We start from the raw sequence: 23,001 nt of genomic DNA on the forward strand, positions 1-23,001 counted from the left end.
CCCTGTACCGCCAATGGGCCAGCCAGCTGCCAACCCGACATTAAGTGGCGCTAGAGCGCCATTGAGGGCAAGATTGCGCACCTTGCCGCCCGGGCCCGTCCAGCATGGTCCCGGTTTTTTCGGAAACAGACGGGACGTCCGGCTCAGTGCCGCGACGCCACGTCGAGAAAGCCGGCGTCCCGTGCCAGTGCGTGCGGACTGAACACCAGCCAGGGCTGCTCGCACTGGAAAACGCCGAGAATGAACGGCTGGATCGAGGCCTCCAGGGGCGGCAGCCGCTCGGCGAAGGTCTCCACCGGAAAATGCTGCAGGCCGTAGACCTCGTCGACGATCAGCCCGGCGAACACCGCCTGGCAATCCACCACCAGCACCCGCCGCTGCTTGCGCAGGGCCGCCGCCTCGCGGCCGAAGAATTCGCACAGGTCCATGATCGGCAGCAGGCGCCCACGCACGTTGGCGACGCCCCTCACCCAGTTCTTCACGCCGGGCAGCGGGGTGTAGCGCGGCTCGTGCAGCACCTCGCTCACTTCGCCCATGGAGGCGACGAACAGCCGCTCGCCCATGCGGAAACCGATACCGCTCCAGGTCTGGGCCGTCTCCTGCTGGGCAGGCAGCACGGCAGCCAGCGAACGGCAGCGCCGATCGATCTCGAGCAGCAGTTGAAAGGGCGTGTCTGCAGGCGACATCCAACCTGTGCCTTATGAACCGTGACGGGTGTGGCGGGCGAGCATCAGCCGACCAGCACTGCATTCAGGGTTTTCAGCAGGGTGTTTTCTTCCACCGGCTTGGTCAGGTAGTCGCGTGCGCCCTGACGCTTGCCCCAGACCCGGTCAGTCTCCTGATCCTTGGTGGTGACGATGATCACTGGAATATGGCTGGTCTCGTTGTCCTTGGTCAGTTGGCGGGTCGCCTGGAAGCCGTTCAGGCCCGGCATGACGATATCCATCAGCACGGCGTCCGGCTTCTCCTGGCGGGCCAGGGCCACACCGTCGGCACCGTTTTCCGCCTTGAGCACGCTGTGCCCATGCTTCTCGAGCATGGCGGCCAGCTTGTACATCTCGGTCGGCGAATCATCGACAATCAGAATTCGAGCCATGGATTTCCCCATACGGAATAAGGCGGCGCGGCCCTGCGGCCGGCACTCAGGATGCTTGTTCTACCGGGACGAAATCGGGCAGGTGGGCCCTGATCGCGCCCAGCAGCTCTTCTTTGCTGAAGGGCTTGGTCAGATATTGGTCGGAGCCGACAATGCGTCCCTTGGCCTTGTCGAACAGACCGTCCCTGGAGGACAGCATGATCACCGGCGTGGACTTGAATGCGCTGTTGTTCTTGATCAAGGCACAGGTCTGATAGCCGTCCAGACGCGGCATCATGATATCGACGAAGATGATCCGCGGATGGCCATCGGCGATCTTGGCCAGGGCATCGAAGCCGTCCACGGCGGTGATGACCTCACAACCCACCTTCTTCAGCAGGGTTTCCGCAGTGCGACGAATCGTCTTGGAGTCGTCGATCACCATGACCTTCAAACCGTCGGAATGCTGTTCCATATTCGCCTTACCGGACTCCGCCGAGCCGTTGACCACGCGTTGCTCCCAGACCATCTGGGACTTGCCGGCGAAGGACCACCCCATCGCCGGGACTTTTTAGCACACTCGTTCCGAATCCAAACGTGCACTCGCTCAAGGATTTCTTGACCGAGCGCCAGGCCGGCGCCAATCTGAGCCCTCTTTTTTTGCACTCCGGCCGAGATTCCGGCCGCCTTTCACCCGGAGGACACCCATGAGCATTCGCCTCGGGATCGTCATGGACCCCATCGCGCAGATCTCCTTCAAGAAGGACAGCTCGCTGGCCATGCTGCAAAGCGCTCAGGCGCGCGGCTGGTCGCTGCACTACATGGAGCCGCAGGATCTCTACCAGCGCGGCAGCGAGGCCCGGGCCCGGATGCGCCCCCTCAGGGTGTTCGACAACCCGGCGCACTGGTTCGAACTGCAGGAGGAGAGCGACGCGCCCCTGGCAGATCTGAACGTGCTCCTGATGCGCAAGGACCCGCCCTTCAACAGCGAATACGTGTACTCCACCTACCTGCTCGAACTTGCCGAAAAGGCCGGCTGCCTGGTCGTCAACCGCCCGCAAAGCCTGCGCGACTGCAACGAGAAGTTCTTCGCCACCCAGTTCCCGCAGTTCACCCCGCCGACCCTGGTGAGCCGTCGAGCCGACATTCTGCGCGAGTTCGCCGCCGAGCATGGTGATGTCATTCTCAAACCACTGGACGAGATGGGCGGGGCCTCGGTGTTCCGCCACCGTCAGGGCGACCCCAATCTGTCGGTGATGCTGGAGGTGTTGACCGAGCACGGCACCCGACAGATCATGGCGCAGCGCTACCTGCCGGCGATCAAGGATGGCGACAAGCGCATCCTGATGGTCGACGGCGAACCCGTTCCCTACTGCCTGGCGCGCATTCCGGCACCCGGCGAGACGCGCGGCAATCTCGCCGCCGGTGGCCGCGGGGTGGCCCAGCCGCTGACCGAGCGCGACCGTGAGATCGCCGCCCACGTGGGCCCGGAACTGCGCCAGCGCGGCCTGCTGTTCGTCGGCCTCGACGTGATCGGCGAGCACCTGACGGAGGTCAACGTCACCAGCCCGACCTGCATCCGCGAGATCGACAACGCCTACGACACGCGCATCGGCGAACGCCTGATAGACGCGATCGCGCAGAAGCTGCCGCCTGGTTCATAGACTTTTCGCCGCCCCCTCGGCAGACTGCGCGGCAATCCGTAGCAAGCCGAAAAGCCATGACCGCAGTCTCCCCTCCGCCCGCACCCGCCCGCCCCGGCGTCCGTCCCGCGGATCGCCTGGGCCTGACCCTGCTCCTCGCCGTGCTGCTGCACCTGGCCCTGATCCTCGGCCTCGGCTTCGAGCTGCCGAAACCAACCGCGGTCAGCAAGACCCTGGAAATCACCCTGTCCACCTTCAAGAGCGAGGAAAAGCCCAAGGAGGCCGACTTCCTCGCCCAGGACAATCAGCAGGGCAGCGGCACCCTGGAACACCTGGCGAAACCCAAGACCACCGAAACCGCTCCCTTTCAAGACACCGAGATCAACCAGGTCACCCCGCCTCCTGTCGCACCACCCGCGGCGCCCAAGCAGGAACCGAAGGCGGTAGTGACGACGCGCAAGCCGCAGCCGGAAAAGGCGCCGGTCAAGCGCGAGCCGGCCAAGCCGGCTCCGCCCAGCCCGACGACGCCGACCTTCGACAGCGCCCAGCTGTCCAGCGAGATCGCCAGCCTGGAGGCCGAGCTGGCCAACGACGTCCAGCGCTACGCCAAGCGCCCGCGGATCCACCGCCTCAACGCGGCCTCGACCATGCGCGACAAGGGCGCCTGGTACAAGGAAGAGTGGCGCAGGAAGGTCGAGCGGATCGGCAACCTCAACTATCCCGAGGATGCCCGCCGTCAGCATCTCTACGGCAGCCTGCGCCTGCTGGTGTCGATCAATCGCGACGGCACCCTCTACGAAGTGCTGGTCCTGGAGTCCTCCGGCGAGCCGGTCCTGGACCAGGCGGCGCTGCGCATCGTCCGTCTGGCCGCTCCCTACGCCCCGTTCACCGGCGATCTGGCCGACATCGACCGGCTGGAAATCATCCGGACCTGGCGTTTCAAGCGCGGCGACCGGCTGTCGAGCAACTGACGACCGATGCCGGGCCGACCGCGCGGGTCCGCCGTGCAACCCTGCGCCACTCTTGAAGCCTGCGCCCCGAAGCTTGAAACTAGGCCGATGAAGATGAACACTGCCCCCCAATACCTCAAGCACCATTTCCTGATCGCCATGCCGCACATGGCCGATCCCCATTTCGCGCAGGCTCTCGTCTATCTGATCGAGCACAACGACCAGGGCGCCATGGGCCTGGTGGTCAACCGCCCGAGCGAGCTCGACCTGGGCCAGGTGCTCGCCCAGCTGAGCCCGGACAGCCCGCCGAGCGAAGAGCGCCGCGGCCTGCCGATCTATACTGGCGGCCCGGTGCAGACCGACCGCGGCTTCGTCCTGCATGCGCCCGGCTACAGCTTCCAGGCAACCCTGGATCTGGGCGGGCTGGCGCTATCCACCTCCCAGGACACGCTGCTGGCCATCGCCGACGGCAGCGGCCCGGCGCGTTGCCTGATTGCCCTCGGCTACGCTGGCTGGGATGCCGGCCAGCTGGAGACCGAGCTGCTGCAGAACATCTGGCTGACCTGTCCGGTCGATCCCACCATCCTCTTCGACACCCCGGCGGAACAGCGCCTGGCCGCTGCCGCTGCCCGCCTGGGCATCAACCTCGCCCTGCTGACCTCCCAGGCCGGCCACGCATGAGCGGGCTGCGCCTGCTGCTCGGCTTCGACTACGGCACCCGACAGATCGGCGTCGCCGTCGGCCAAGCGATCACCGGCCAGGCCCGCGAGCTCTGCGTGCTCAAGGCACAGAACGGCGTGCCCGACTGGACCCAGGTCGAGAAGCTGATCGAGGAGTGGCAGCCGGACGCCATCGTGGTCGGCCTGCCGCTGAACATGGATGGCACGCCGAGCGAGATGAGTGAGCGCGCCGAGCGCTTCGCCCGCCGCCTGCACGGCCGCCTCAACCTGCCGGTGCACACCCACGACGAGCGCCTGACCACCTTCGAGGCCAAGGGTCACCGCCTGGCCCAGGGCCAGCGCGACGGCTACCGCCAGCGCCCGGTGGACGCCCTGGCTGCCGCCCTGTTACTGGAAGGCTGGCTGGCAGAGCGCCCAGCCAGCTGAAACCATGGCACCGCGATCCGCGGCGCACCCAAGGAGACCGCCCATGACCCTGCCCGATCCCGCTGCACTGCTGCCCAGGATGGCTGCCGAACTGAACCGCCACCTGCTGAGCCAGCACATCGACACGCCGCGCTTCGTCGGCATCCACACCGGCGGCGTCTGGGTCGCCCAGGCCCTGCTGGACACCCTCGGCAGCAAGGAGCCGCTGGGCGTGCTGGACGTGTCCTTCTACCGCGACGACTTCACCCAAAGCGGCCTGCACCCGCAGGTACGCCCTTCCGCGCTGCCCTTCGAGATCGAGGGACAGCACCTGGTGCTGATCGACGACGTGCTGATGACCGGCCGCACTGTACGCGCCGCCCTCAACGAGCTGTTCGACTACGGCCGCCCGGCCAGCGTGACCCTGGTCTGCCTGCTCGACCTCGACGCCCGCGAACTGCCGATCCGCCCGGACGTGGTCGGCCAGACCCTGTCGCTCGCCCCCGACGAACGGGTAAAATTGCTCGGCCCCGCACCGCTCGCCCTCGAGCGCCAGGTCCTTGCCTCCGCCTAACCCAAGAGTTCCTCCGCGATGACGCCGAACGACGCCAAGCGCCCGCTGCAGCTCAACGACCAGGGCCAGCTGCGCCATTTCCTCTCGCTCGACGGTCTGTCCCGCGAGCTGCTGACCGAGATTCTCGACACCGCCGACTCCTTCCTCGAGGTCGGCACCCGCGCGGTGAAGAAGGTCCCGCTGCTGCGCGGCAAGACCGTCTGCAACGTGTTCTTCGAGAACTCCACGCGCACCCGCACCACCTTCGAGATGGCCGCCCAGCGGCTGTCCGCCGACGTGATCACGCTCAACGTGTCGACCTCCTCGACCAGCAAGGGCGAGACCCTGTTCGACACCCTGCGCAACCTCGAGGCGATGGCCGCCGACATGTTCGTCATCCGCCACGCCGACTCCGGGGCTGCGCACTTCATCGCCGAGCATGTCTGTCCCGACGTGGCGGTGATCAACGGCGGCGACGGCCGCCATGCCCACCCGACCCAGGGCATGCTCGACATGCTGACCATCCGCCGCCACAAGGGCGGCTTCGAGAACCTCTCTGTGGCCATCGTCGGCGACGTCCTGCACTCGCGGGTGGCGCGCTCGGACATGCTCGCCCTGCGCGCCCTCGGCTGCCCGGACATCCGCGTGATCGGCCCCAAGACCCTGCTGCCGACGGATCTCGAGCGGTACGGCGTGCGCGTCTTTCACGACCTGGCCGAGGGCCTCAGGGACGTCGACGTGGTGATCATGCTGCGCCTGCAGCGCGAGCGCATGCAGGGCGGCCTGCTGCCCAGCCAGGGTGAGTTCTACCGCCTCTACGGGTTGAACAGCACGCGCCTGGCGCTGGCCAAACCGGATGCCATAGTCATGCACCCGGGACCGATCAACCGCGGCGTGGAGATCGAGTCGGCAGTGGCCGACGGCGCCCAGTCGGTGATCCTCAACCAGGTCACCTACGGCATCGCCGTGCGCATGGCGGTGCTGTCCATGGCCATGAGCGGGCAGACCGCGCAGCGCCAACTCCATTCCGCATCCGCATTCGAGGAGTAACTACCGATGCGCACCCGTATCCTCGGCGCCCGCGTCATCGACCCGGCCAGCGGCCTGGACCAGGTCGCCGACCTCTACCTGGCCGACGGCAGGATCGCCGCCGTAGGACAAGCGCCGGCCGCCTTCGAGGCCGAAGAGACCCTCGACGCCCGCGGCCTGATCGCCGCCCCCGGCCTGGTCGACCTGTCGGTCGCCCTGCGCGAGCCCGGCTACAGCCGCAAGGGCAGCATCGCCAGCGAAACCCGCGCCGCCGCTGCCGGCGGCGTCACCAGCCTGTGCTGCCCGCCGCTGACCAAGCCGGTGCTGGACACCCCGGCGGTGGCCGAACTGATCCTCGACCGCGCCCGCGACGCCGGCCACACCAAGGTCTTCCCGGTCGGCGCGCTGACCAGGGAGCTGGCCGGCGAGCAACTGGCCGAGCTGGTCGCCCTGCGCGACACCGGCTGTGTCGCCTTCGGCAACGGCCTGGCCAGCTTCGCCAGCAACCGCAACCTGCGCCGCGCCCTGGAATACGCCGCCACCTTCGACCTGACCGTGGTGTTCCACTCCCAGGATGCCGCCCTCGCCGAGGACGGCCTCGCCCACGAAGGGCCGACGGCCAGCTTCCTGGGCCTGGCGGGCATTCCGGAAACGGCGGAAACCGTGGCTCTGGCTCGCGATCTGCTGCTGGTCGAACAGGCCGGCGTGCGCGCCCACTTCAGCCAGCTCTCCAGCGCCCGCGGCGCGCGGATGATCGCCGAGGCCCGGGCCCGCGGCCTGCCGGTGACCGCCGACGTGGCGCTGTACCAGCTGATTCTCACCGACGAGGCGCTGGCCGGCTTCTCCAGCCTCTACCACGTGCAGCCGCCGCTGCGCTCACGCGCCGACCGCGACGGCCTGCGCGAAGCGGTCAGGAACGGCACCATCCAGGCCATCGCCAGCCACCACCAGCCCCACGAGCGGGATGCCAAGCTGGCCCCGTTCGGCGCCACCGAGCCCGGCATCAGCAGCGTGGAATTGCTGCTGCCGCTGGCCCTGAGCCTGGTCCAGGAAGGCGTGCTCGACCTGCCAACCCTGCTCGCGCGCCTCACCCACGGCCCGGCCCAGGCCCTGCGCCTGCCGGCGGGCCGCCTGGTGGCCGGCGCTCCGGCCGACCTGGTGCTGTTCGACCCCGAGGCCTCCACCCTGGCTGGCGAGAGCTGGCTGTCCCGGGGACGCAACTCACCGTTCATCGGCCACTGCCTGCCCGGCGCAGTGCGCTACACCCTGCTCGACGGACGGATCAGCTACCAGGCGTGAGCCTGTAGGGTGGCAAACCGCGAAGTGTTTTCCACCGCCCCGTCAGGTGGATGCACAAAGCGGCATCCACCCTGCATCCTGTTCTGCTCCTACAAAAGCCCGCAGCACCGCTCAAACGACAAGGCCCGCCAACCGGCGGGTCTTGTCGTTCCGGCAATCAATAACCCCGCTGGGCGTTGCGCAGGGATACCTGCTCGTTCAGCGTCCAGAAGTCATAAAGTACGCCGATCAGGAACAAGCCGCCGGTCAGCAGATAAAGCAGGCCGGTGAGCCACTTGCCCAGGTACATGCGGTGCACGCCGAAGATGCCGAGGAAGGTCAGCAGGAGCCAGGCGATGTTGTAGTCGGTAGAACCGGCATGGAAGCGCAGGTCTGCCTCGCGGTCCATCGACGGAATCAGGAACAGGTCGATCAGCCAGCCGATGCCGAGCAGGCCGAGGGTGAAGAACCAGATCGTCCCGGTCAGCGGGCGGCCGTAGTAGAAGCGGTGCGCGCCGAGAAAGCCGAAGATCCACAGCAGGTAGCCGACGAGCTTGCTGTGGGTATCCTGAACCTGCATGACGAATCTCCTGAAAAGAATTGCAGGATGGTCGAAAGCGACGGCTGCAGCAAGAAGGTCCTGCCCCCTGGCCGTTCGGCAATCTGGCTCCTTCAGCGCATGCGCCGGCCGATGTCGTCCTCGCTGGCCTGCAGGCTGAGTTCGTCGGCCACTCTGTCCAGGTGCCTGCCATCGGTCTCCGACTCCAGCTTGATCATCAGGCGCAGGTCGTTGGCCGAATCGGCATGGCGCAGGGCTTCCTCGTAGGTGATCTCGCCCTGATTGTAGAGCTGGTACAGTGCCAGGTCGAAGGTCTGCATGCCCTGCTCGGTGGAGCGTTTCATCACCGCCTTGAGTTCGTGGACCTCGCCCTTGCGGATCAGGTCGGCGATCAGCGGAGTATTGATCAACACCTCGATCACTACCCGGCGCTCCTTGCCGTTCGGCGTCGGTACGAGCTGTTGGGCGACGATGGCGCGCAGGTTCAGCGACAGATCCATCCACACCTGATGCTGGCGGTCGGCGGGGAAGAAGTTGATGATCCGGTCGAGCGCCTGGTTGGCGTTGTTGGCATGCAGGGTGGCCAGGCACAGGTGACCGGTCTCGGCGAAGGCTACTGCGTAGTCCATGGTCTCGCGGGTGCGGATCTCGCCGATCATGATCACGTCCGGTGCCTGGCGCAGGGTGTTCTTCAGCGCCACCTCGAAGGACTCGGTGTCGATGCCCACCTCGCGCTGGGTGACGATGCAGCCCTGGTGCTGGTGGATGAACTCGATCGGGTCCTCGATGGAGATGATGTGGCCACTGCTGTTCTGGTTGCGATAGCCGATCATCGCCGCCAACGAGGTGGACTTGCCGGTACCGGTGGCGCCGACGAACAGCACCAGGCCGCGCTTGGTCATCGACAGCTCGCGCAGCACCTTGGGCAGCTGGAGTTCATCGAGGGTCGGAATGCGCGTCTCGATGCGCCGCAGCACCATGCCCGCCAGGTTACGCTGGTAGAAGGCGCTGACCCGAAAGCGGCCGATGCCACGGGCGCTGATGGCGAAGTTGCACTCGTGGCTGGCGGCGAACTCGCGACGCTGCTGCTCGTTCATCACCGCGAACACGGTTTCCCGGGCCTGCTCCGGCGACAGGGGGTTGCGGGTCACCGGCACGAGGCGCCCGTTGAGCTTCATCGAGGGCGGCATGCCCGCGGTAATGAACAGATCGGAAGCGCTCTTCTCCATCATCAGGCGCAGCAGCTTTTCGAATTCCATGGTCTTGATCGCCTGTCACGCTCCCGGGCCCCCGGGGAGGCGCGGCGGCTGCCCGCAGCAGGCCGTCCGCCCGGGCGGCGCCCGGTCTAGAAATTGTCGGGAATCTTCGCCTTCTCGCGGGCGCTCTCGCGGGTGAGCGTACCCTTGGACAGCAGGCTCTTCAGGGCCATGTCGAGGGTCTGCATGCCCAGCGAGCCGCCGGTCTGGATCGCCGAGTACATCTGCGCCACCTTGTCCTCGCGGATCAGGTTGCGGATCGCCGGGGTGCCGATCATGATCTCGTGGGCCGCCACCCGTCCGCCACCGACCTTCTTCAGCAGGGTCTGGGAAATCACCGCCTGCAGCGATTCGGAGAGCATCGAGCGGACCATCGACTTCTCTTCCGCGGGGAACACGTCGATCACCCGGTCGATGGTCTTGGCCGCCGAGGTGGTGTGCAGGGTGCCGAACACCAGGTGGCCGGTTTCCGCGGCGGTCAGCGCCAGGCGGATGGTTTCCAGGTCGCGCATCTCGCCCACCAGGATGACGTCCGGGTCCTCGCGCAGCGCCGAACGAAGCGCCTCGGCGAAGCCCAGGGTATCGCGGTGCACCTCACGCTGGTTGATCAGGCACTTTTTCGACTCGTGGACGAATTCAATCGGGTCCTCGATGGTGAGGATGTGGTGGTGCTTGTTGACGTTCAGGTAGTCGAGCATCGCCGCCAGGGTGGTCGACTTGCCCGAACCGGTGGGGCCGGTGACCAGCACCAGCCCGCGGGGCACGTCGGTGATCCTCTTGAACACTTCGCCCATCCCCAGGTCGTCCATGCTCAGCACCCGCGACGGGATGGTCCGGAACACCGCGCCGGCACCGCGATTCTGGTTGAAGGCGTTGACCCGGAAGCGTGCCACGCCGGGTACTTCGAAGGAGAAGTCGGTCTCGAGGAATTCTTCGTAATCCTTGCGCTGCTTGTCGTTCATGATGTCGTAGATCAGCGCGTGCACCTGCTTGTGATCCATCGGCGGCAGGTTGATGCGGCGCACGTCGCCGTCGACGCGGATCATCGGCGGCAGACCGGAAGAGAGGTGCAAGTCCGACGCGCCCTGCTTGGCGCTGAAGGCGAGCAGCTCGGTAATGTCCATGGGGGTCCCCAATCACAAACAAGCGGGTAGAATGCCGCGACAGCCGGCGGCCCGGGCAGGAAACGGTACAAATGTCCACGATCCCAGAGAATGTTGCAAAGGTTCGCGCGCGTATCCGTGAGGCGGCGCAAGCTTCCGGGCGCGATCCGCAGGGCGTGCACTTGCTAGCCGTGAGCAAGACCAGGCCCGCTGCCGACCTGCGCGAAGCCTTCGCCTGCGGCCAGCGCGACTTCGGCGAGAACTACCTGCAGGAGGCTCTGGCCAAGCAGGCCGACTTGGCCGACCTGGCCCTGACCTGGCATTTCATCGGGCCGATCCAGTCCAACAAGACCCGCGCCATCGCCGAACATTTCGCCTGGGTGCACTCGGTCGACCGGCTGAAAATCGCCCAGCGCCTGTCCGAGCAGCGCCTGGCCGGGCTGCCGCCCTTGAACATCTGCCTGCAGGTGAACGTCAGCGGCGAGGCAAGCAAGTCCGGCTGCACCCCCGCGGAACTGGCGGAATTCGCCCGCGCCGTGGTGGAGCTGCCCAACCTGCGCCTGCGCGGGCTGATGGCGATTCCCGAACCGACCGACGACCCCGCAGCCCAACGCGCCGCCTTTGCCCGCCTGCGCGAATTGAAGGATGGCCTTGACCTCGATCTCGATACTCTCTCCATGGGCATGAGCCACGACCTGGAGGCCGCCATCGCCGAAGGCGCCACCTGGATCCGCATCGGCACCGCCCTGTTCGGCGCCCGCGACTACGGGCACCCTCCCCGCTAGATAAAGGAAAGTCCTTCATGAGTGACACCCGCATCGCCTTCATCGGCGCCGGCAACATGGCCGCCAGCCTGATCGGCGGGCTGCGCGCCCAGGGCGTGCCGGCCGCCGCGATCCGCGCCAGCGGTCCGGGCGCCGAACAGCGCGCCCGCATCGCCGCCGAGCACGGCATCGAGCTGTTCGCCGACAACGCCGAGGCCGCCGCCGGTGCCGAGGTGGTGGTACTGGCGGTCAAGCCGCAGGTGATGAAGGCGGTCTGCCAGGCGCTCGCCGCCCACCTGCGCCCGCAGCAGCTGATCGTCTCCATCGCCGCCGGCATCGACTGCGCCAGCCTGGAGTCCTGGCTGGGCGAGCGACCGCTGGTACGCTGCATGCCGAACACCCCGGCACTGCTGCGCCAGGGCGTCAGCGGCCTGTTCGCCAACGCCCGGGTGTCCGCCGAACAGCGCCAGCAGGCCGAACAGCTGCTGGGCGCGGTCGGCCTGACCCTGTGGCTCGACGAGGAGCGCCTGCTGGATGCCGTCACCGCGGTGTCCGGCAGCGGCCCGGCGTATTTCTTCCTGCTCATGGAGGCCATGACCGCCGCCGGCGAGCGACTCGGCCTGCCGCACGGCACCGCCGCGCAGCTGACTCTGCAGACTGCCCTCGGTGCAGCGCGCATGGCCACCGAAAGCGGCGTCGACGCCGCTGAACTGCGCCGCCGGGTGACCTCGCCGAACGGCACCACCGAAGCGGCAATCAACACCTTCCAGGCCGGCGGCTTCGAAGCCTTGGTGCAGCAGGCGCTGGACGCTGCTGCCCGGCGCTCCGCCGAACTGGCCGAACAGTTGGGCCGATAACCAAGGAGCCATTCCCGAATGAACGGATTGAATACCGCGACCATTTATATCGTGCAGAGCCTCGGCAGCCTCTACCTGCTGATCGTCCTGCTGCGCTTCATCCTCCAGCTGGTGCGCGCCGACTTCTACAACCCTCTCAGCCAGTTCGTGCTCAAGGCCACCCAGCCGCTGCTCAAGCCGCTGCGGCGGATCGTTCCCGGCTTCGGCGGGCTGGACTTCGCCTCCCTGGTGCTGGCCATCCTGGTCCAACTGCTGCTGATGATCGGGATCCTGCTGCTGATGGGCTACGGCGTCGGCAACTACCTGCTGCTGCTGCTGATCTGGTCGGCCATCGGTGTCACTTCGCTGTTCCTCAAGGTGTTCTTCTTCGCCCTGATCGTCAGCGTAATCCTCTCCTGGGTAGCCCCCGGCAGTTACAATCCGGCCGCTCAGTTGGTCAACCAGATCTGCGAACCCCTGCTGTCGCCGATCCGGCGCATTCTGCCGAATCTCGGCGGGCTGGACATCTCGCCGATCTTCGCGTTCATCGCGCTGAACCTGGTCGACATGCTGGTGGTCAACAACCTCGCCGCCATGACCGGCATGCCGCGGGCACTCAGCCCCTTCCTTTGAGCAGCCACATGAGCAGCGCCTGGTACCGCTGGGACGGCGCGGACCTGATCCTCGCCTGCCACCTGCAGCCCAAGGCCAGCAAGGACGAGTTCGCCGGGCTGCATGGCGAGCGCCTGAAGATCCGCCTCACCGCCCCGCCGGTGGAGGGCAAGGCCAACGCCCACCTGCTGGCCTTCCTCGCCGGCGCCTTCGGCGTGCCGAAGAGTCAGGTGAGCCTGGAAAGCGGCGAACTGAACCGCCAGAAGCGGGTACGCATCCGCCAGCCCCGGCAGCTTCCCGAGCTACCCGGCCTCACCCCGCGGCCGGACGCCTGAGCCACGGCCGATGCGGTGTTGCACCCTTTGACAGGGAAATGACCATTGCCGACAGGCGGCGCCTTGCCTGGGCTGCCTTCAGGCGGCAACGCAAGCGTGGAAATAATCGATGACAGGCCCTAGACTGGCGCTCTTTTTTGCGAGAGCAGGGGCCTGCCATTGGCTTTACCCGAAGATTCTGTCGGTCTGGTTCGCCCGCAGATGCTGCACTTCAGCGAACCGCTGATGCTCGCCTGCGGACGCAGTCTGGGCGACTACGAACTGGTCTATGAAACCTACGGCGAACTCAACGCGGCACGCAGCAATGCGGTGCTGATCTGTCACGCCCTGTCCGGCCATCACCATGCCGCCGGCTACCACAGCCCCGAGGACCGCAAGCCCGGCTGGTGGGATAGCTGCATCGGCCCCGGCAAGCCCATCGACACCCGCCGCTTCTTCGTCGTCAGCCTGAACAACCTCGGCGGCTGCAACGGCTCCACCGGCCCCTCCAGCCTCAACCCGGCGACCGCCCGGCCCTATGGCGCGGACTTCCCGGTGGTGACGGTGGAGGACTGGGTGCACAGCCAGGCGCGCCTGGCCGACGCCCTGGGCATCCAGCAGTGGGCCGCAGTGATCGGCGGCAGCCTCGGCGGCATGCAGGCCCTGCAGTGGACCATCAGCTATCCCGAGCGGGTGCGCCATTGCCTGGCCATCGCCTCGGCGCCCAAGCTGTCGGCGCAGAACATCGCCTTCAACGAGGTGGCGCGCCAGGCGATCCTCTCCGATCCGGACTTCCACGGTGGGCATTTCCAGGAGCACGGGGTAATCCCCAAGCGCGGCCTGATGCTGGCGCGCATGGTCGGCCATATCACCTACCTGTCGGACGACGCCATGGGCGAGAAATTCGGCCGCGAGCTGAAGACCGACCAGCTCAACTACGACTTTCACAGCGTCGAGTTCCAGGTGGAGAGCTACCTGCGCTACCAGGGCGAGGAGTTCTCCGGCCGCTTCGACGCCAACACCTACCTGCTGATGACCAAGGCGCTGGACTACTTCGACCCCGCCGCCGCGCACGGCGACGATCTGGCCAGGACCCTGGCAGCGGCCCAGGCCGACTTCTGCCTGATGTCCTTCACCACCGACTGGCGCTTCTCGCCGGCCCGCTCGCGGGAAATCGTCGATGCACTGATCGCCGCGGGCAAGAACGTCAGTTACCTGGAAATCGACGCGCCGCAGGGTCACGACGCCTTCCTGATACCGATTCCCCGCTATCTGCAAGGGTTCCGCAGCTACATGAACCGAATCGCGTTGTGAGGCGACCTTGAGAGCTGACCTGGACATCATCCAAGAGTGGATTCCCGCCGGCAGCCGGGTCCTCGACCTCGGCTGCGGCAACGGCGAGTTGTTGGCCCGGCTGCGTGAGCACAAGCGGGTTGGTGGCTACGGCCTGGAGATCGACCCCCAGAACATCACCGCCTGCCTCGACAAAGGCGTCAACGTGATCGAGCAGGATCTGGACAAGGGCCTCGGCAACCTCGCCAGCGACAGCTTCGACGTGGTGGTGATGACCCAGGCGCTGCAGGCCGTGCACTACCCGGACCGCATTCTCGAAGAGATGCTGCGGGTCGGCCGCACCTGCATCATCACCTTCCCCAACTTCGGCCACTGGCGCTGCCGCTGGTACCTGGCGAGCAAGGGGCGGATGCCGGTTTCCGAGTTCCTGCCCTACACTTGGTACAACACGCCGAATATCCACTTCTGCACCTTCAAGGACTTCGAGGCGCTGTGCCGCGAACGCCAGGTACAGGTGCTGCAGCGCCTGGCCGTGGACCGTGAGCACCGGCATGGCTGGGCCAGTCGCCTGTGGCCTAATCTGTTAGGTGAAATCGGCATCTACCATGTCAGCCGCCGCTGATCTCCAGCCCTGGCCGGCCACGGCGATACGGCCGGATGCCCTCGCCCCGAGCTCTTCCGGTAAGGAGATCGCCATGCGCCCCCCAGCCCTGTTCCTGCTCACCCTCTGCCTGTCGCTGTCGGCCACCGCCGCCGAGCGCATGCAGAAGTTCGGCGAACTCGATGTGCACTACAGTGCCTTCAACTCCGGCTTCCTGCAGCCGGAGATCGCCAGCGCCGCCGGTATCGTCCGTAGCAAGACCCAGGGCGTGCTCAATGTCTCCGTGCAGAAGGACGGCAAGGCCCAGCCCGCGACGGTCAAGGCCCAGGTGCGCAACCTACTGGGGCAGATCCGCACGCTGAGGTTCCGCGAGGTACGCGAGGGCGAGGCCATCTATTACCTGTCGCAGTTCCCCTTCGACAAGGAAACCCTGCACTTCACGGTCGAAGTCCAGAGCGGCGGCGGCCCACTCAACAGCTTCGAGTTCGACCAGCAATTCTTCCCCGACGAATGATGACTCTTTCCCAACTGGTACTGGCCAGCCACAACGCCGGCAAACTCAAGGAACTCCAGGCCCTGCTGGGCGACGCCGTCAAGGTGCGCTCGGTGGCTGAGTTCAGCAGTCACGAGCCGGCAGAAACCGGCCTGTCCTTCGTCGAGAACGCCATCCTCAAGGCCCGCCACGCCGCACAGGTGTCCGGCCTGCCGGCGCTGGCCGACGACTCGGGCCTGGCAGTGGACGCCCTCAGCGGCGCGCCGGGCATCTACTCGGCGCGCTATGCCGGCGAAGGCGGCGATGCGGCGAACAACGCCAAGCTGCTGGAGGCGCTCAGGGACGTGCCGGACGCCGGGCGCGGCGCCCAGTTCGTCTGCGTGCTGGCCCTGCTGCGGCATGCCGAGGACCCACTGCCTATCATCTGCGAGGGCCTGTGGCACGGGCGCATCCTGCATGCGCCGCGTGGCGCGAATGGCTTTGGTTATGATCCGCTGTTCTGGGTACCGGAGAGGGATTGTGCCAGCGCCGAACTGGCACCGGTCGAGAAGAACCGGCTGAGCCACCGCGCCCGTGCCATGGCCCTGCTCAGGCAGCGGCTGGGGCTGGCATGAGCCGACAGCCCCCTCCCCAGCCTCTCGGCTTTTCCTCCCCTCGCCCTCCGGGAGAGGGGCCGGGGGAGAGGGAAGGCAGATTCCAGCCACCTCCCCTGGCGCTGTACGTTCACATCCCCTGGTGCGTGCGCAAGTGCCCATACTGCGACTTCAACTCCCACGCCGCCGGCCCCGAACTGCCGGAAGAAGTCTACGTCGACGCTCTGCTCGCCGACCTCGAGGCCGACCTGCCGGCTGCCCATGGCCGCGAGCTCGTGTCGATCTTCTTCGGCGGCGGCACGCCCAGTCTGTTCTCCGCCCGCGCCCTCGACCGCCTGCTGAGCGGGGTCAACCGGCGTCTGGGCTTCGCACATGACATCGAAATCACCCTCGAAGCCAACCCGGGCACCTTCGAACAGGAAAAATTCGCCAATTATCGCCACCTCGGCATCAACCGCCTGTCGATCGGCGTGCAGAGCTTCCAGACAGCGCAGCTCCAGGCCTTGGGCCGCATCCACGATGGCTTTGATGCGATCCGTGCCGCCGAAATGGCGCGGCGCGCCGGCTTCGACAATTTCAACCTCGACCTGATGCACGGCCTGCCCGGCCAGGACGTGGCCGGAGCGCTGGCCGACCTGCGCCAGGCCATCGCCTTGGCGCCGCCCCACCTGTCCTGGTACCAGCTGACCCTGGAGCCGAACACCCTGTTCTGGAGCCAGCCGCCACAGATTCCCGAAGATGACCTCCTCTGGGACATCCAGGAAGCCGGCCAGACGCTACTGGCTGCCGAAGGCTTCATCCAGTACGAGACCTCGGCCCATGCCAGAGGCGGCCAGCGCGCACGGCACAACCTCAACTACTGGACCTTCGGCGATTTTCTCGGTATCGGCGCCGGCGCCCATGCCAAGCTGAGCGATCCGGACGGGCGCATCCGCCGTACCTGGAAGACCCGCCTCCCCAAGGACTACCTCGCCCCGGACAAGCGCTTCCAGGCTGGCGAACGCCTGCTGGAGGCAGCCGAGCTGCCGTTCGAGTTCATGATGAACGCCCTGCGCCTGAGCGAGGGCGTGCCAGTGAAGCTCTTCACACAGCGCACTGGCTTGCCACGCGCCAGCATCGCAGAGCCCTGCGCCGCCGCCCGCGCCGCAGGCCTCTTGGAGAGCGATCCCCAAGTATTGCGGCCGACCGCCCGCGGCCAGCTGTTTCTCAACGATCTGCTGCAGCATTTTCTTCCGTCCGTGTCCGGGGTGGCAGGCCTGCCGCGCGACAGCGGTTAGACTGGCCCGCGTCGTCCCTCGCCAAGGAGAGCCCATGGACCTGCTACTTAACCTCTTCGTCACCCTCTCGCGCTGGTGCCGCAGCCACCTCGACGAGATCGCCCTGGCCGTGGTCGCCGCACTGCTGGTACTGTTCGGTCCGCTGATCAACGCCTGGCTACAGCGACGGGTCGGCAGCCTGAATTTCGTCTTCCGCGCCCTGCTGTTCATCCTGCTCTGCGCCCTGGGCTACGGCATGCTGATCATCCACGCCACGCCCTGGCTGGCCAGGGCGCTGGCGCAGCTGAACAATCACCTGCTGGCGCCGGCGCTGATCCTGGTGTTCGTCGGCATCGGGGTGATCGCCGAGCGGCGCTGAGGGCTGGCGAACGAAGCGTCTGCAGGCATAGGGAGGAAAACCGCGCAGCGTTTTCCACCGGAAAGTCATGGCGTGGCCGGTTGGTGGAAAAGACCTGCGGTCGTTTTCTACCCTACGGGACCAGCACCTCTCACTCCACGCGCTGGAACTTCAGATCCCATACCCCATGCCCGAGGCGCTCGCCACGTCGCTCGAATTTGGTCACCGGGCGCTCTTCCGGGCGCGGCACATAGGTGCCACTCTCGGCCAGGTTACGGTAGCCCGGCGCGGCACTCATTACTTCCAGCATGTGCTCGGCATAGGGCTGCCAATCGGTGGCCATGTGCAGCACGCCGCCGATCCTGAGCTTCTGCCGCACCAGTTCAGCGAATGCCGGCTGGACGATGCGCCGCTTGTGGTGCCGGCTCTTGTGCCAGGGATCGGGAAAAAACAGCAGCACACGGTCCAGGCTGGCGTCGGCCACGCACTGGCGCAGCACGTCCAGCGCATCGCAGCTGTATACGCGCAGGTTGGTCAGACTCTGCGCCAGGGCGCCGCTGAGCAGGGCGCCGACGCCCGGCCTGTGCACCTCGACGCCGATGAAGTCCTGCTCCGGGGCAGCCGCGGCCATCTTCAGGGTCGAATGGCCCATGCCGAAGCCGATCTCGAAGGTGCGCAGTGCTTGGCGTCCGAACACCTGGTCGAGGTCGCGCAGGCCATCTTCCAGTTCCAGGCCGAACTGCAGCCAGCCCTGTTCGAGGCCGCGCTGCTGGCCTTCGGTCACGCGTCCGGCGCGCATCACGAAGCTCTTGATGGTGCGCAGGCGCGGCGCTTCGGCGGCGGTTTGCGGCGCTTGTTGGATTTCGTCGGTCATAACGCTTCCTGAAAAGACAAACGAGCCCTGCCCTCACGGACAGGACTCGCTTCGCTGAACGCAGGCGACGCCGGGCGCCGCCCGGCAAATTAACGAATCAAGCCTTCCAGCGGCGACGAGGCGCTGGCGTAGAGCTTCTTCGGCATGCGCCCGGCGAGCCAGGCCAGGCGCCCGGCCTCGATGGCGTGCTTCATCGCCCGGGCCATCAGCACCGGGTCCTGGGCGTGGGCGATGGCGCTGTTCATCAGCACCGCCTCGCAGCCCAGCTCCATGGCGATGGTGGCGTCCGAGGCAGTACCCACGCCGGCATCCACCAGCACCGGCACCGTCGCCTCCTCGAGGATGATCTGCAGGTTGTAAGGGTTGCAGATGCCGAGGCCGGTGCCGATCAGGCCGGCCAGCGGCATCACCGCGATGCAGCCGATCTCGGCCAACTGGCGGGCGATGATCGGATCGTCGCTGGTGTAGACCATCACGTCGAAACCGTCCTTGACCAGCACTTCGGCGGCCTTGAGGGTCTCGATCACGTTGGGGAACAGGGTCTTCTGGTCGGCCAGCACCTCCAGCTTGACCAGCTTGTGCCCGTCCAGCAGTTCGCGCGCCAGGCGACAGGTGCGCACCGCCTCCTCGGCGGTGTAGCAGCCGGCGGTGTTGGGCAGAATGGTGTAGCGCGCGGGGCTGATCACCTCCAGCAGGTTCGGCTCGCCGGGGTTCTGGCCGATGTTGGTGCGGCGCACCGCGACGGTGACGATCTCGGCGCCGGAGGCCTCGATGGCCTGGCGGGTCTCTTCGAGATCCTTGTACTTGCCGGTGCCGACCAGCAGGCGCGAATTGTAGGTGCGGCCGGCCAGGGTAAAGGGGGTGTCGTTGCGAGCGGGACTCATCGGGATTTCCTCCTGAGCAGGCGGTTGAAAAGGTGATGCCGGAGCGCCCTCCCGATGCCGAGCCGGGCGCGGAGGTTTTCCAACGACCTGCTAACCACCACCAATGGCATGCACCACCTCTACCCGGTCGCCCTCGCGCAAGGCGGTGGCAGCGTGCAGACTGCGGGGCACGATATCGAGATTGAGCTCGACCGCGACCCGCCGGCCGGTCAGATCCAGACCGGCCAACAGGTCGGCGATGGTCTGGCCATCGGCAAGTTCGTAGGGTTCGCCGTTCAACTGAATGCGCATGACAGGTTCGTTGCGACTGGAGGGTTTGGCATTCTAGCCCCGATCCGCGACGATCACCAAGGCATCGGCAGACTGCCCGGCACTCAGGCCGCCGCGCCCAGGCGCCAGCCGGCCAGCCCCAGGCACAGCCAGCCGAGGAGGAAGGCCAGGCCGCCGAACGGCGTGACGATACCCAGCTTGAACCCGCCCAGGGTGAGCAGGTAGAGGCTGCCGGAGAACATCAGGATGCCCAGGCCGAAGAGGATGCCGGCCGCCGCCAGCAGACGCCCCGGGCGATGCAGGGCGAGCAGGCCGGCGCCGAGCAGCGCCAGGGAGTGGAACTGCTGGTAGTGCACGCCGGTCTGGAACACCTCCAGGTATTCCGGACTCAGCAGACCGCGCAGCCCATGGGCGCCGAAGGCGCCGAGGGCCACGCCGGTGAAACCGAACAGGGCAGCCAGCACGAGAAAGGCACGCGCCATAAAGGGACTCCAGACAGACGAAACGAGGTCGCTATAATGGCCCGCCCAACCGCCCCGGCCAAGCCGACCATGTCCAGTTCCCTGCTCCGCCGCCTGCTCCAGTTCCCGCTCTGGCTCGCCGCCGGCTCCATCCTGCTGGTGCTGAGCCTACGCTGGATGCCGCCGCCGGGCAGCGCGCTGATGGTGGAGCGCAAGCTGGAATCCTGGCTCGACGGCCGGCCGATCGAACTGCAGCGGGAATGGCGCTCCTGGGCACAGCTGCCGGACGACCTGAAGATGGCGGTGATCGCCGCCGAGGATCAGCACTTCCCCGAGCACTGGGGCTTCGACCTCGCGGCGATCCGCGCCGCCCTGAAACACAACGAGCTGGGCGGCACGCTGCGCGGCGCCAGCACCCTCAGCCAGCAGCTGGCGAAAAACCTGTTCCTCTGGTCTGGACGCAGCTGGCTGCGCAAGGGCATCGAGGCCTGGTTCACCGCACTGATCGAGCTCTTCTGGCCCAAGCAGCGGATTCTTGAGATCTATCTGAACAGCGCCGAGTGGGGCGATGGGGTGTTCGGCGCCGAGGCCGCCGCCCGCCATCATTTCGGCATTGGCGTGCCTTCTCTGTCGACCCGCCAGGCCAGCCTGCTCGCCGCCGTCCTGCCCAATCCGCGGAAGTGGAGCGCGTCCGCGCCGAGCCCCTATGTGAGCGGCCGCGCCAACTGGATCGCCCGGCAGATGCGCCAGCTGGGCGGCAGCGCCTACCTTGAACGCCTCGGGAAGCCGCACCCCGCCCGCTGAGCGCGCGGAGCCACTACAGCCAGCCGTGCTCGGCCATGGACAGCGGCTCGCCGTCACCGACGATGAAGTGGTCGAGCACCCGCACGTCGATCAGCGCCAGCGCCTCCTTTAGCCGCTGGGTCAGGCTGCGGTCCGCCTGGCTCGGCTCGGCGATGCCGGAGGGATGGTTGTGGGTGAGGATCAGCGCGGCGGCGTTGTGCGCCAGGGCGCGCTTGACCACCTGGCGCGGATAGACGCTGGCGCCGTCGACGGTGCCGTGGAACAGCGCCTCGAAGGCCAACACCCGGTGCTTGGCGTCGAGGAACAGGCAGCCGAAGATCTCGTGGGGCTCGTGGCGCAGACGCGCCTTCAGGTAGTCGCGCACCGCCTGCGGACTCTCCAGCGCCGAGTCGCGGCGCAAGCGCTCGGCCAGATGGCGGCGCGACATCTCCAGCACCGCCTGCAACTGGGCGAACTTGGCCGGCCCAAGGCCAAGGCGGCGGCTGAACGAGGCCCGATCGGCTTCGAGCAGGGCACGCAGGCTGCCGAAGTCGTTCAGCAGGTGACGGGCCAGATCCACCGCACTCTGCCCGGCGACCCCGGTGCGCAGGAAGATCGCCAGCAGCTCGGCGTCGCTCAGTGCCGGAGCGCCCTGTTCCAGCAGTTTTTCCCGCGGCCGCTCCGTCGCCGGCCAGTCCCGAATGCTCATGCCACCTCCCTGTCGAACGCCCCACTGCTCTCGATGCGAGGGGTGTGCTATCTTAGCCGGCATTTTGTGTCCGGATGTGATGGGGAGCACACCCAGGCAGTCCTGCTGCCCAGGACATGCCAGGGCACTCGATCATGACAACAAAGCAAGGCAGGCCTATGCAGCGGCTGTATCGGAAACGCATCGTCCTGGGCGTCGGCGGCGGCATCGCCGCCTACAAGAGCGCGGAACTGGTCCGCCGCCTGCGCGACCAGGGTGCGGAAGTCCATGTGGTAATGACCCGGGGCGGGCGCGAATTCATCACCCCTCTGACCCTCCAGGCCCTCTCCGGCCACCCGGTGCACCTGGATCTGCTCGACTCCGCAGCCGAAGCGGCGATGGGCCACATCGAACTGGCCCGCTGGGCCGACCTGGTGCTGATCGCCCCGGCCACCGCCGACCTGCTGGCGCGCCTAGCCCAAGGCATGGCCGACGACCTGCTGACCGCCCTGGTGCTGGCCACCGACGCGCCGGTGACCCTGGCCCCGGCAATGAACCAGGCCATGTGGCGCGACCCGGCGACCCAGGCCAACGCGCAGACCCTCACCGCACGCGGCATGCGCCTGTTCGGCCCGGCTGAAGGCAGCCAGGCCTGCGGCGATGTCGGCCCGGGGCGCATGCTGGAGCCCGGGGAGCTTGCCCAGCGGGTTGCCGACTGCTTCGAAAGCGGCCGCCTGACCGGACGCCACGTACTGATCACCGCCGGTCCGACCCAGGAGAACATCGACCCGGTGCGCTACATCACCAACCACAGCTCCGGCAAGATGGGCTTCGCCCTGGCCGAGGCCGCCGCCGAGGCCGGCGCCCGCGTCACCCTGGTCAGCGGCCCGGTGCACCTGCCGACGCCGGACCGCGTCGAGCGCGTCGACGTGGTCAGCGCCCGCGACATGCTCGCCGCCTGCGAGGCCGCGATGCCCTGCGACATCCTCATCGCCGCCGCCGCGGTGGCCGACTACCGCCCGCAGGTAATCGCCCCGCAGAAGCTGAAGAAGGATCCGAACAACGACGACGGCCTGCTCCTGCAGCTGGTGCGCAACCCGGACATCCTCGCCACCCTGGCGCAGCGCCCCGACCGCCCGTTCAGCGTCGGCTTCGCCGCCGAGACCGAAAGCCTGCGGGAATACGCCCTGCGCAAGTTGAAGACAAAAAATCTCGACTTGATCGTCGCCAACGATGTGGCCAATCCCAGCATCGGCTTCAACAGCGAGGAAAACGCGGTCAGCGTGATCGACCGCACGCAACAGGAAACCCGCTTCGCCCAAACCAGCAAGGGCAAGATCGCCCGCCAGCTGATCACCTTCATCGCCGACCGCCTCGACCAGGCCTGACC

The 23,001-nt window shown here is 67.0% G+C and carries 30 protein-coding genes; 19 read left to right on the top strand and 11 right to left on the bottom strand.

Annotation, left to right across the window (positions count from 1 at the left end; all coding sequences use genetic code 11):
* Positions 1 to 143 precede the first annotated feature (143 nt).
* The 3 genes from ACYVD0_RS03080 to pilG are packed head-to-tail and all read right to left on the bottom strand — an operon-like array spanning position 144 to position 1,550.
* A complete protein-coding gene (locus tag ACYVD0_RS03080; RefSeq protein ID WP_460425428.1) occupies positions 144 to 686 on the bottom strand; it encodes a CheW domain-containing protein in 543 nt (180 codons plus the stop codon).
* Positions 687 to 730: 44 nt separating this feature from the next.
* Positions 731 to 1,096: a response regulator gene (pilH, locus tag ACYVD0_RS03085; protein WP_460425429.1), complete on the bottom strand. Its 366-nt coding sequence runs from the start codon at positions 1,094 to 1,096 to the stop codon at positions 731 to 733.
* A gap of 46 nt (positions 1,097 to 1,142) precedes the next feature.
* A complete protein-coding gene (gene pilG, locus ACYVD0_RS03090; RefSeq protein ID WP_460425483.1) occupies positions 1,143 to 1,550 on the bottom strand; it encodes a twitching motility response regulator PilG in 408 nt (135 codons plus the stop codon).
* Between the two features lie 232 nt (positions 1,551 to 1,782).
* Here pilG and gshB point away from each other — a divergent pair, with 232 nt between their 5' ends.
* From gshB to ACYVD0_RS03125, 7 genes are all read left to right on the top strand, one after another.
* Positions 1,783 to 2,739: a glutathione synthase gene (gene gshB, locus ACYVD0_RS03095; protein WP_460425430.1), complete on the top strand. Its 957-nt coding sequence runs from the start codon at positions 1,783 to 1,785 to the stop codon at positions 2,737 to 2,739.
* 56 nt (positions 2,740 to 2,795) lie between these two features.
* Positions 2,796 to 3,689 (top strand): energy transducer TonB, encoded by an 894-nt coding sequence (locus ACYVD0_RS03100; protein WP_460425431.1) that lies wholly within the window; start codon positions 2,796 to 2,798, stop codon positions 3,687 to 3,689.
* 93 nt (positions 3,690 to 3,782) lie between these two features.
* Positions 3,783 to 4,349 (top strand): YqgE/AlgH family protein, encoded by a 567-nt coding sequence (locus ACYVD0_RS03105; protein ID WP_460425432.1) that lies wholly within the window; start codon positions 3,783 to 3,785, stop codon positions 4,347 to 4,349.
* Positions 4,346 to 4,774: a RuvX/YqgF family protein gene (gene ruvX / locus ACYVD0_RS03110; RefSeq protein ID WP_460425433.1), complete on the top strand. Its 429-nt coding sequence runs from the start codon at positions 4,346 to 4,348 to the stop codon at positions 4,772 to 4,774. The genes ACYVD0_RS03105 and ruvX overlap by 4 nt, the downstream gene beginning before the upstream one ends.
* Positions 4,775 to 4,817: 43 nt before the next feature.
* The gene (gene pyrR / locus ACYVD0_RS03115) at positions 4,818 to 5,327 is read left to right on the top strand and encodes a bifunctional pyr operon transcriptional regulator/uracil phosphoribosyltransferase (protein WP_460425434.1); all 510 of its coding nucleotides are present in this window, start codon (positions 4,818 to 4,820) and stop codon (positions 5,325 to 5,327) included.
* Positions 5,328 to 5,345: 18 nt separating this feature from the next.
* Positions 5,346 to 6,356, top strand: coding sequence for an aspartate carbamoyltransferase catalytic subunit (locus ACYVD0_RS03120; RefSeq protein ID WP_460425435.1), 1,011 nt, complete (start codon positions 5,346 to 5,348; stop codon positions 6,354 to 6,356).
* A 6-nt stretch (positions 6,357 to 6,362) separates the two neighbouring features.
* Positions 6,363 to 7,634: a dihydroorotase gene (locus ACYVD0_RS03125; protein ID WP_460425436.1), complete on the top strand. Its 1,272-nt coding sequence runs from the start codon at positions 6,363 to 6,365 to the stop codon at positions 7,632 to 7,634.
* A gap of 157 nt (positions 7,635 to 7,791) precedes the next feature.
* Here ACYVD0_RS03125 and ACYVD0_RS03130 read toward each other — a convergent pair whose 3' ends face one another.
* The 3 genes from ACYVD0_RS03130 to ACYVD0_RS03140 form a co-directional block, all read right to left on the bottom strand.
* Positions 7,792 to 8,193 (bottom strand): TM2 domain-containing protein, encoded by a 402-nt coding sequence (locus tag ACYVD0_RS03130; protein ID WP_460425437.1) that lies wholly within the window; start codon positions 8,191 to 8,193, stop codon positions 7,792 to 7,794.
* Positions 8,194 to 8,285: 92 nt separating this feature from the next.
* Positions 8,286 to 9,431, bottom strand: coding sequence for a PilT/PilU family type 4a pilus ATPase (locus ACYVD0_RS03135; RefSeq protein ID WP_460425438.1), 1,146 nt, complete (start codon positions 9,429 to 9,431; stop codon positions 8,286 to 8,288).
* Between the two features lie 86 nt (positions 9,432 to 9,517).
* Complete coding sequence (locus ACYVD0_RS03140; RefSeq protein ID WP_460425439.1) at positions 9,518 to 10,552, bottom strand: type IV pilus twitching motility protein PilT; 1,035 nt, start codon at positions 10,550 to 10,552, stop codon at positions 9,518 to 9,520.
* A 71-nt stretch (positions 10,553 to 10,623) separates the two neighbouring features.
* Here ACYVD0_RS03140 and ACYVD0_RS03145 point away from each other — a divergent pair, with 71 nt between their 5' ends.
* The 10 genes from ACYVD0_RS03145 to ACYVD0_RS03190 all read left to right on the top strand — a co-directional run bounded on the left by ACYVD0_RS03145 (position 10,624) and on the right by ACYVD0_RS03190 (position 17,672).
* Positions 10,624 to 11,316, top strand: a complete 693-nt coding sequence (locus ACYVD0_RS03145) for a YggS family pyridoxal phosphate enzyme (protein WP_460425440.1) — start codon at positions 10,624 to 10,626, stop codon at positions 11,314 to 11,316.
* Between the two features lie 17 nt (positions 11,317 to 11,333).
* On the top strand, positions 11,334 to 12,152 hold the full coding sequence (proC, locus tag ACYVD0_RS03150; protein WP_460425441.1) for a pyrroline-5-carboxylate reductase family protein: 819 nt from the start codon (positions 11,334 to 11,336) through the stop codon (positions 12,150 to 12,152).
* Between the two features lie 18 nt (positions 12,153 to 12,170).
* Positions 12,171 to 12,764 (top strand): YggT family protein, encoded by a 594-nt coding sequence (locus ACYVD0_RS03155; RefSeq protein ID WP_460425442.1) that lies wholly within the window; start codon positions 12,171 to 12,173, stop codon positions 12,762 to 12,764.
* Positions 12,765 to 12,772: 8 nt separating this feature from the next.
* Positions 12,773 to 13,078 carry a DUF167 domain-containing protein gene (locus ACYVD0_RS03160; protein ID WP_460425443.1) on the top strand — a complete coding sequence of 102 codons (306 nt, stop codon included), beginning with the start codon at positions 12,773 to 12,775 and terminating at the stop codon, positions 13,076 to 13,078.
* A 153-nt stretch (positions 13,079 to 13,231) separates the two neighbouring features.
* A complete protein-coding gene (metX, locus tag ACYVD0_RS03165; protein ID WP_460425484.1) occupies positions 13,232 to 14,371 on the top strand; it encodes a homoserine O-succinyltransferase MetX in 1,140 nt (379 codons plus the stop codon).
* Between the two features lie 7 nt (positions 14,372 to 14,378).
* Positions 14,379 to 14,972 carry a class I SAM-dependent methyltransferase gene (gene metW, locus ACYVD0_RS03170; RefSeq protein ID WP_460425444.1) on the top strand — a complete coding sequence of 198 codons (594 nt, stop codon included), beginning with the start codon at positions 14,379 to 14,381 and terminating at the stop codon, positions 14,970 to 14,972.
* A gap of 73 nt (positions 14,973 to 15,045) precedes the next feature.
* A complete protein-coding gene (locus ACYVD0_RS03175; RefSeq protein ID WP_460425445.1) occupies positions 15,046 to 15,465 on the top strand; it encodes a DUF4426 domain-containing protein in 420 nt (139 codons plus the stop codon).
* On the top strand, positions 15,462 to 16,058 hold the full coding sequence (gene rdgB, locus ACYVD0_RS03180; RefSeq protein WP_460425446.1) for a non-canonical purine NTP pyrophosphatase: 597 nt from the start codon (positions 15,462 to 15,464) through the stop codon (positions 16,056 to 16,058). The genes ACYVD0_RS03175 and rdgB overlap by 4 nt, the downstream gene beginning before the upstream one ends.
* Complete coding sequence (gene hemW, locus ACYVD0_RS03185) at positions 16,055 to 17,314, top strand: radical SAM family heme chaperone HemW (RefSeq protein WP_460425447.1); 1,260 nt, start codon at positions 16,055 to 16,057, stop codon at positions 17,312 to 17,314. Before rdgB ends, hemW begins: the two co-directional genes overlap by 4 nt.
* Before the next feature lie 34 nt (positions 17,315 to 17,348).
* Complete coding sequence (locus ACYVD0_RS03190) at positions 17,349 to 17,672, top strand: DUF3392 domain-containing protein (RefSeq protein WP_460425448.1); 324 nt, start codon at positions 17,349 to 17,351, stop codon at positions 17,670 to 17,672.
* A gap of 130 nt (positions 17,673 to 17,802) precedes the next feature.
* Here the strand turns inward: ACYVD0_RS03190 and trmB are convergent, their stop codons facing one another.
* From trmB to ACYVD0_RS03210, 4 genes are all read right to left on the bottom strand, one after another.
* A complete protein-coding gene (gene trmB / locus ACYVD0_RS03195) occupies positions 17,803 to 18,525 on the bottom strand; it encodes a tRNA (guanine(46)-N(7))-methyltransferase TrmB (RefSeq protein WP_460425449.1) in 723 nt (240 codons plus the stop codon).
* An 89-nt stretch (positions 18,526 to 18,614) separates the two neighbouring features.
* Positions 18,615 to 19,409, bottom strand: a complete 795-nt coding sequence (locus ACYVD0_RS03200; protein WP_460425450.1) for a thiazole synthase — start codon at positions 19,407 to 19,409, stop codon at positions 18,615 to 18,617.
* Positions 19,410 to 19,499: 90 nt separating this feature from the next.
* Positions 19,500 to 19,700, bottom strand: a complete 201-nt coding sequence (gene thiS, locus ACYVD0_RS03205; protein WP_460425451.1) for a sulfur carrier protein ThiS — start codon at positions 19,698 to 19,700, stop codon at positions 19,500 to 19,502.
* Between the two features lie 83 nt (positions 19,701 to 19,783).
* Complete coding sequence (locus ACYVD0_RS03210; RefSeq protein WP_460425452.1) at positions 19,784 to 20,161, bottom strand: DUF423 domain-containing protein; 378 nt, start codon at positions 20,159 to 20,161, stop codon at positions 19,784 to 19,786.
* 69 nt (positions 20,162 to 20,230) lie between these two features.
* On the opposite strand from ACYVD0_RS03210, the gene mtgA reads away from it, so the two are divergent.
* Complete coding sequence (mtgA, locus tag ACYVD0_RS03215) at positions 20,231 to 20,944, top strand: monofunctional biosynthetic peptidoglycan transglycosylase (protein ID WP_460425485.1); 714 nt, start codon at positions 20,231 to 20,233, stop codon at positions 20,942 to 20,944.
* Positions 20,945 to 20,957: 13 nt separating this feature from the next.
* On the opposite strand, the gene radC is transcribed toward mtgA, so the two are convergent.
* On the bottom strand, positions 20,958 to 21,632 hold the full coding sequence (radC, locus tag ACYVD0_RS03220; RefSeq protein ID WP_460425453.1) for a JAB domain-containing protein: 675 nt from the start codon (positions 21,630 to 21,632) through the stop codon (positions 20,958 to 20,960).
* A gap of 158 nt (positions 21,633 to 21,790) precedes the next feature.
* Between radC and coaBC the strand changes: the two genes are divergently transcribed.
* Positions 21,791 to 22,999: a bifunctional phosphopantothenoylcysteine decarboxylase/phosphopantothenate synthase gene (gene coaBC, locus ACYVD0_RS03225; protein WP_460425486.1), complete on the top strand. Its 1,209-nt coding sequence runs from the start codon at positions 21,791 to 21,793 to the stop codon at positions 22,997 to 22,999.
* The last annotated feature ends 2 nt before the right edge of the window (positions 23,000 to 23,001 follow it).

It is taken from the genome of Azotobacter armeniacus (genome assembly GCF_054779355.1).

Coding starts and splice junctions, on each gene's coding strand:
- ACYVD0_RS03080 (WP_460425428.1), bottom strand. CDS start 686: ATGTCGCCTGCAGACACGCCCTTTCAACTGCTGCTCGAGATCGATCGG.
- pilH (WP_460425429.1), bottom strand. CDS start 1,096: ATGGCTCGAATTCTGATTGTCGATGATTCGCCGACCGAGATGTACAAG.
- pilG (WP_460425483.1), bottom strand. CDS start 1,550: ATGGAACAGCATTCCGACGGTTTGAAGGTCATGGTGATCGACGACTCC.
- gshB (WP_460425430.1), top strand. CDS start 1,783: ATGAGCATTCGCCTCGGGATCGTCATGGACCCCATCGCGCAGATCTCC.
- ACYVD0_RS03100 (WP_460425431.1), top strand. CDS start 2,796: ATGACCGCAGTCTCCCCTCCGCCCGCACCCGCCCGCCCCGGCGTCCGT.
- ACYVD0_RS03105 (WP_460425432.1), top strand. CDS start 3,783: ATGAACACTGCCCCCCAATACCTCAAGCACCATTTCCTGATCGCCATG.
- ruvX (WP_460425433.1), top strand. CDS start 4,346: ATGAGCGGGCTGCGCCTGCTGCTCGGCTTCGACTACGGCACCCGACAG.
- pyrR (WP_460425434.1), top strand. CDS start 4,818: ATGACCCTGCCCGATCCCGCTGCACTGCTGCCCAGGATGGCTGCCGAA.
- ACYVD0_RS03120 (WP_460425435.1), top strand. CDS start 5,346: ATGACGCCGAACGACGCCAAGCGCCCGCTGCAGCTCAACGACCAGGGC.
- ACYVD0_RS03125 (WP_460425436.1), top strand. CDS start 6,363: ATGCGCACCCGTATCCTCGGCGCCCGCGTCATCGACCCGGCCAGCGGC.
- ACYVD0_RS03130 (WP_460425437.1), bottom strand. CDS start 8,193: ATGCAGGTTCAGGATACCCACAGCAAGCTCGTCGGCTACCTGCTGTGG.
- ACYVD0_RS03135 (WP_460425438.1), bottom strand. CDS start 9,431: ATGGAATTCGAAAAGCTGCTGCGCCTGATGATGGAGAAGAGCGCTTCC.
- ACYVD0_RS03140 (WP_460425439.1), bottom strand. CDS start 10,552: ATGGACATTACCGAGCTGCTCGCCTTCAGCGCCAAGCAGGGCGCGTCG.
- ACYVD0_RS03145 (WP_460425440.1), top strand. CDS start 10,624: ATGTCCACGATCCCAGAGAATGTTGCAAAGGTTCGCGCGCGTATCCGT.
- proC (WP_460425441.1), top strand. CDS start 11,334: ATGAGTGACACCCGCATCGCCTTCATCGGCGCCGGCAACATGGCCGCC.
- ACYVD0_RS03155 (WP_460425442.1), top strand. CDS start 12,171: ATGAACGGATTGAATACCGCGACCATTTATATCGTGCAGAGCCTCGGC.
- ACYVD0_RS03160 (WP_460425443.1), top strand. CDS start 12,773: ATGAGCAGCGCCTGGTACCGCTGGGACGGCGCGGACCTGATCCTCGCC.
- ACYVD0_RS03175 (WP_460425445.1), top strand. CDS start 15,046: ATGCGCCCCCCAGCCCTGTTCCTGCTCACCCTCTGCCTGTCGCTGTCG.
- rdgB (WP_460425446.1), top strand. CDS start 15,462: ATGATGACTCTTTCCCAACTGGTACTGGCCAGCCACAACGCCGGCAAA.
- hemW (WP_460425447.1), top strand. CDS start 16,055: ATGAGCCGACAGCCCCCTCCCCAGCCTCTCGGCTTTTCCTCCCCTCGC.
- ACYVD0_RS03190 (WP_460425448.1), top strand. CDS start 17,349: ATGGACCTGCTACTTAACCTCTTCGTCACCCTCTCGCGCTGGTGCCGC.
- trmB (WP_460425449.1), bottom strand. CDS start 18,525: ATGACCGACGAAATCCAACAAGCGCCGCAAACCGCCGCCGAAGCGCCG.
- ACYVD0_RS03200 (WP_460425450.1), bottom strand. CDS start 19,409: ATGAGTCCCGCTCGCAACGACACCCCCTTTACCCTGGCCGGCCGCACC.
- thiS (WP_460425451.1), bottom strand. CDS start 19,700: ATGCGCATTCAGTTGAACGGCGAACCCTACGAACTTGCCGATGGCCAG.
- ACYVD0_RS03210 (WP_460425452.1), bottom strand. CDS start 20,161: ATGGCGCGTGCCTTTCTCGTGCTGGCTGCCCTGTTCGGTTTCACCGGC.
- mtgA (WP_460425485.1), top strand. CDS start 20,231: ATGTCCAGTTCCCTGCTCCGCCGCCTGCTCCAGTTCCCGCTCTGGCTC.
- radC (WP_460425453.1), bottom strand. CDS start 21,632: ATGAGCATTCGGGACTGGCCGGCGACGGAGCGGCCGCGGGAAAAACTG.
- coaBC (WP_460425486.1), top strand. CDS start 21,791: ATGCAGCGGCTGTATCGGAAACGCATCGTCCTGGGCGTCGGCGGCGGC.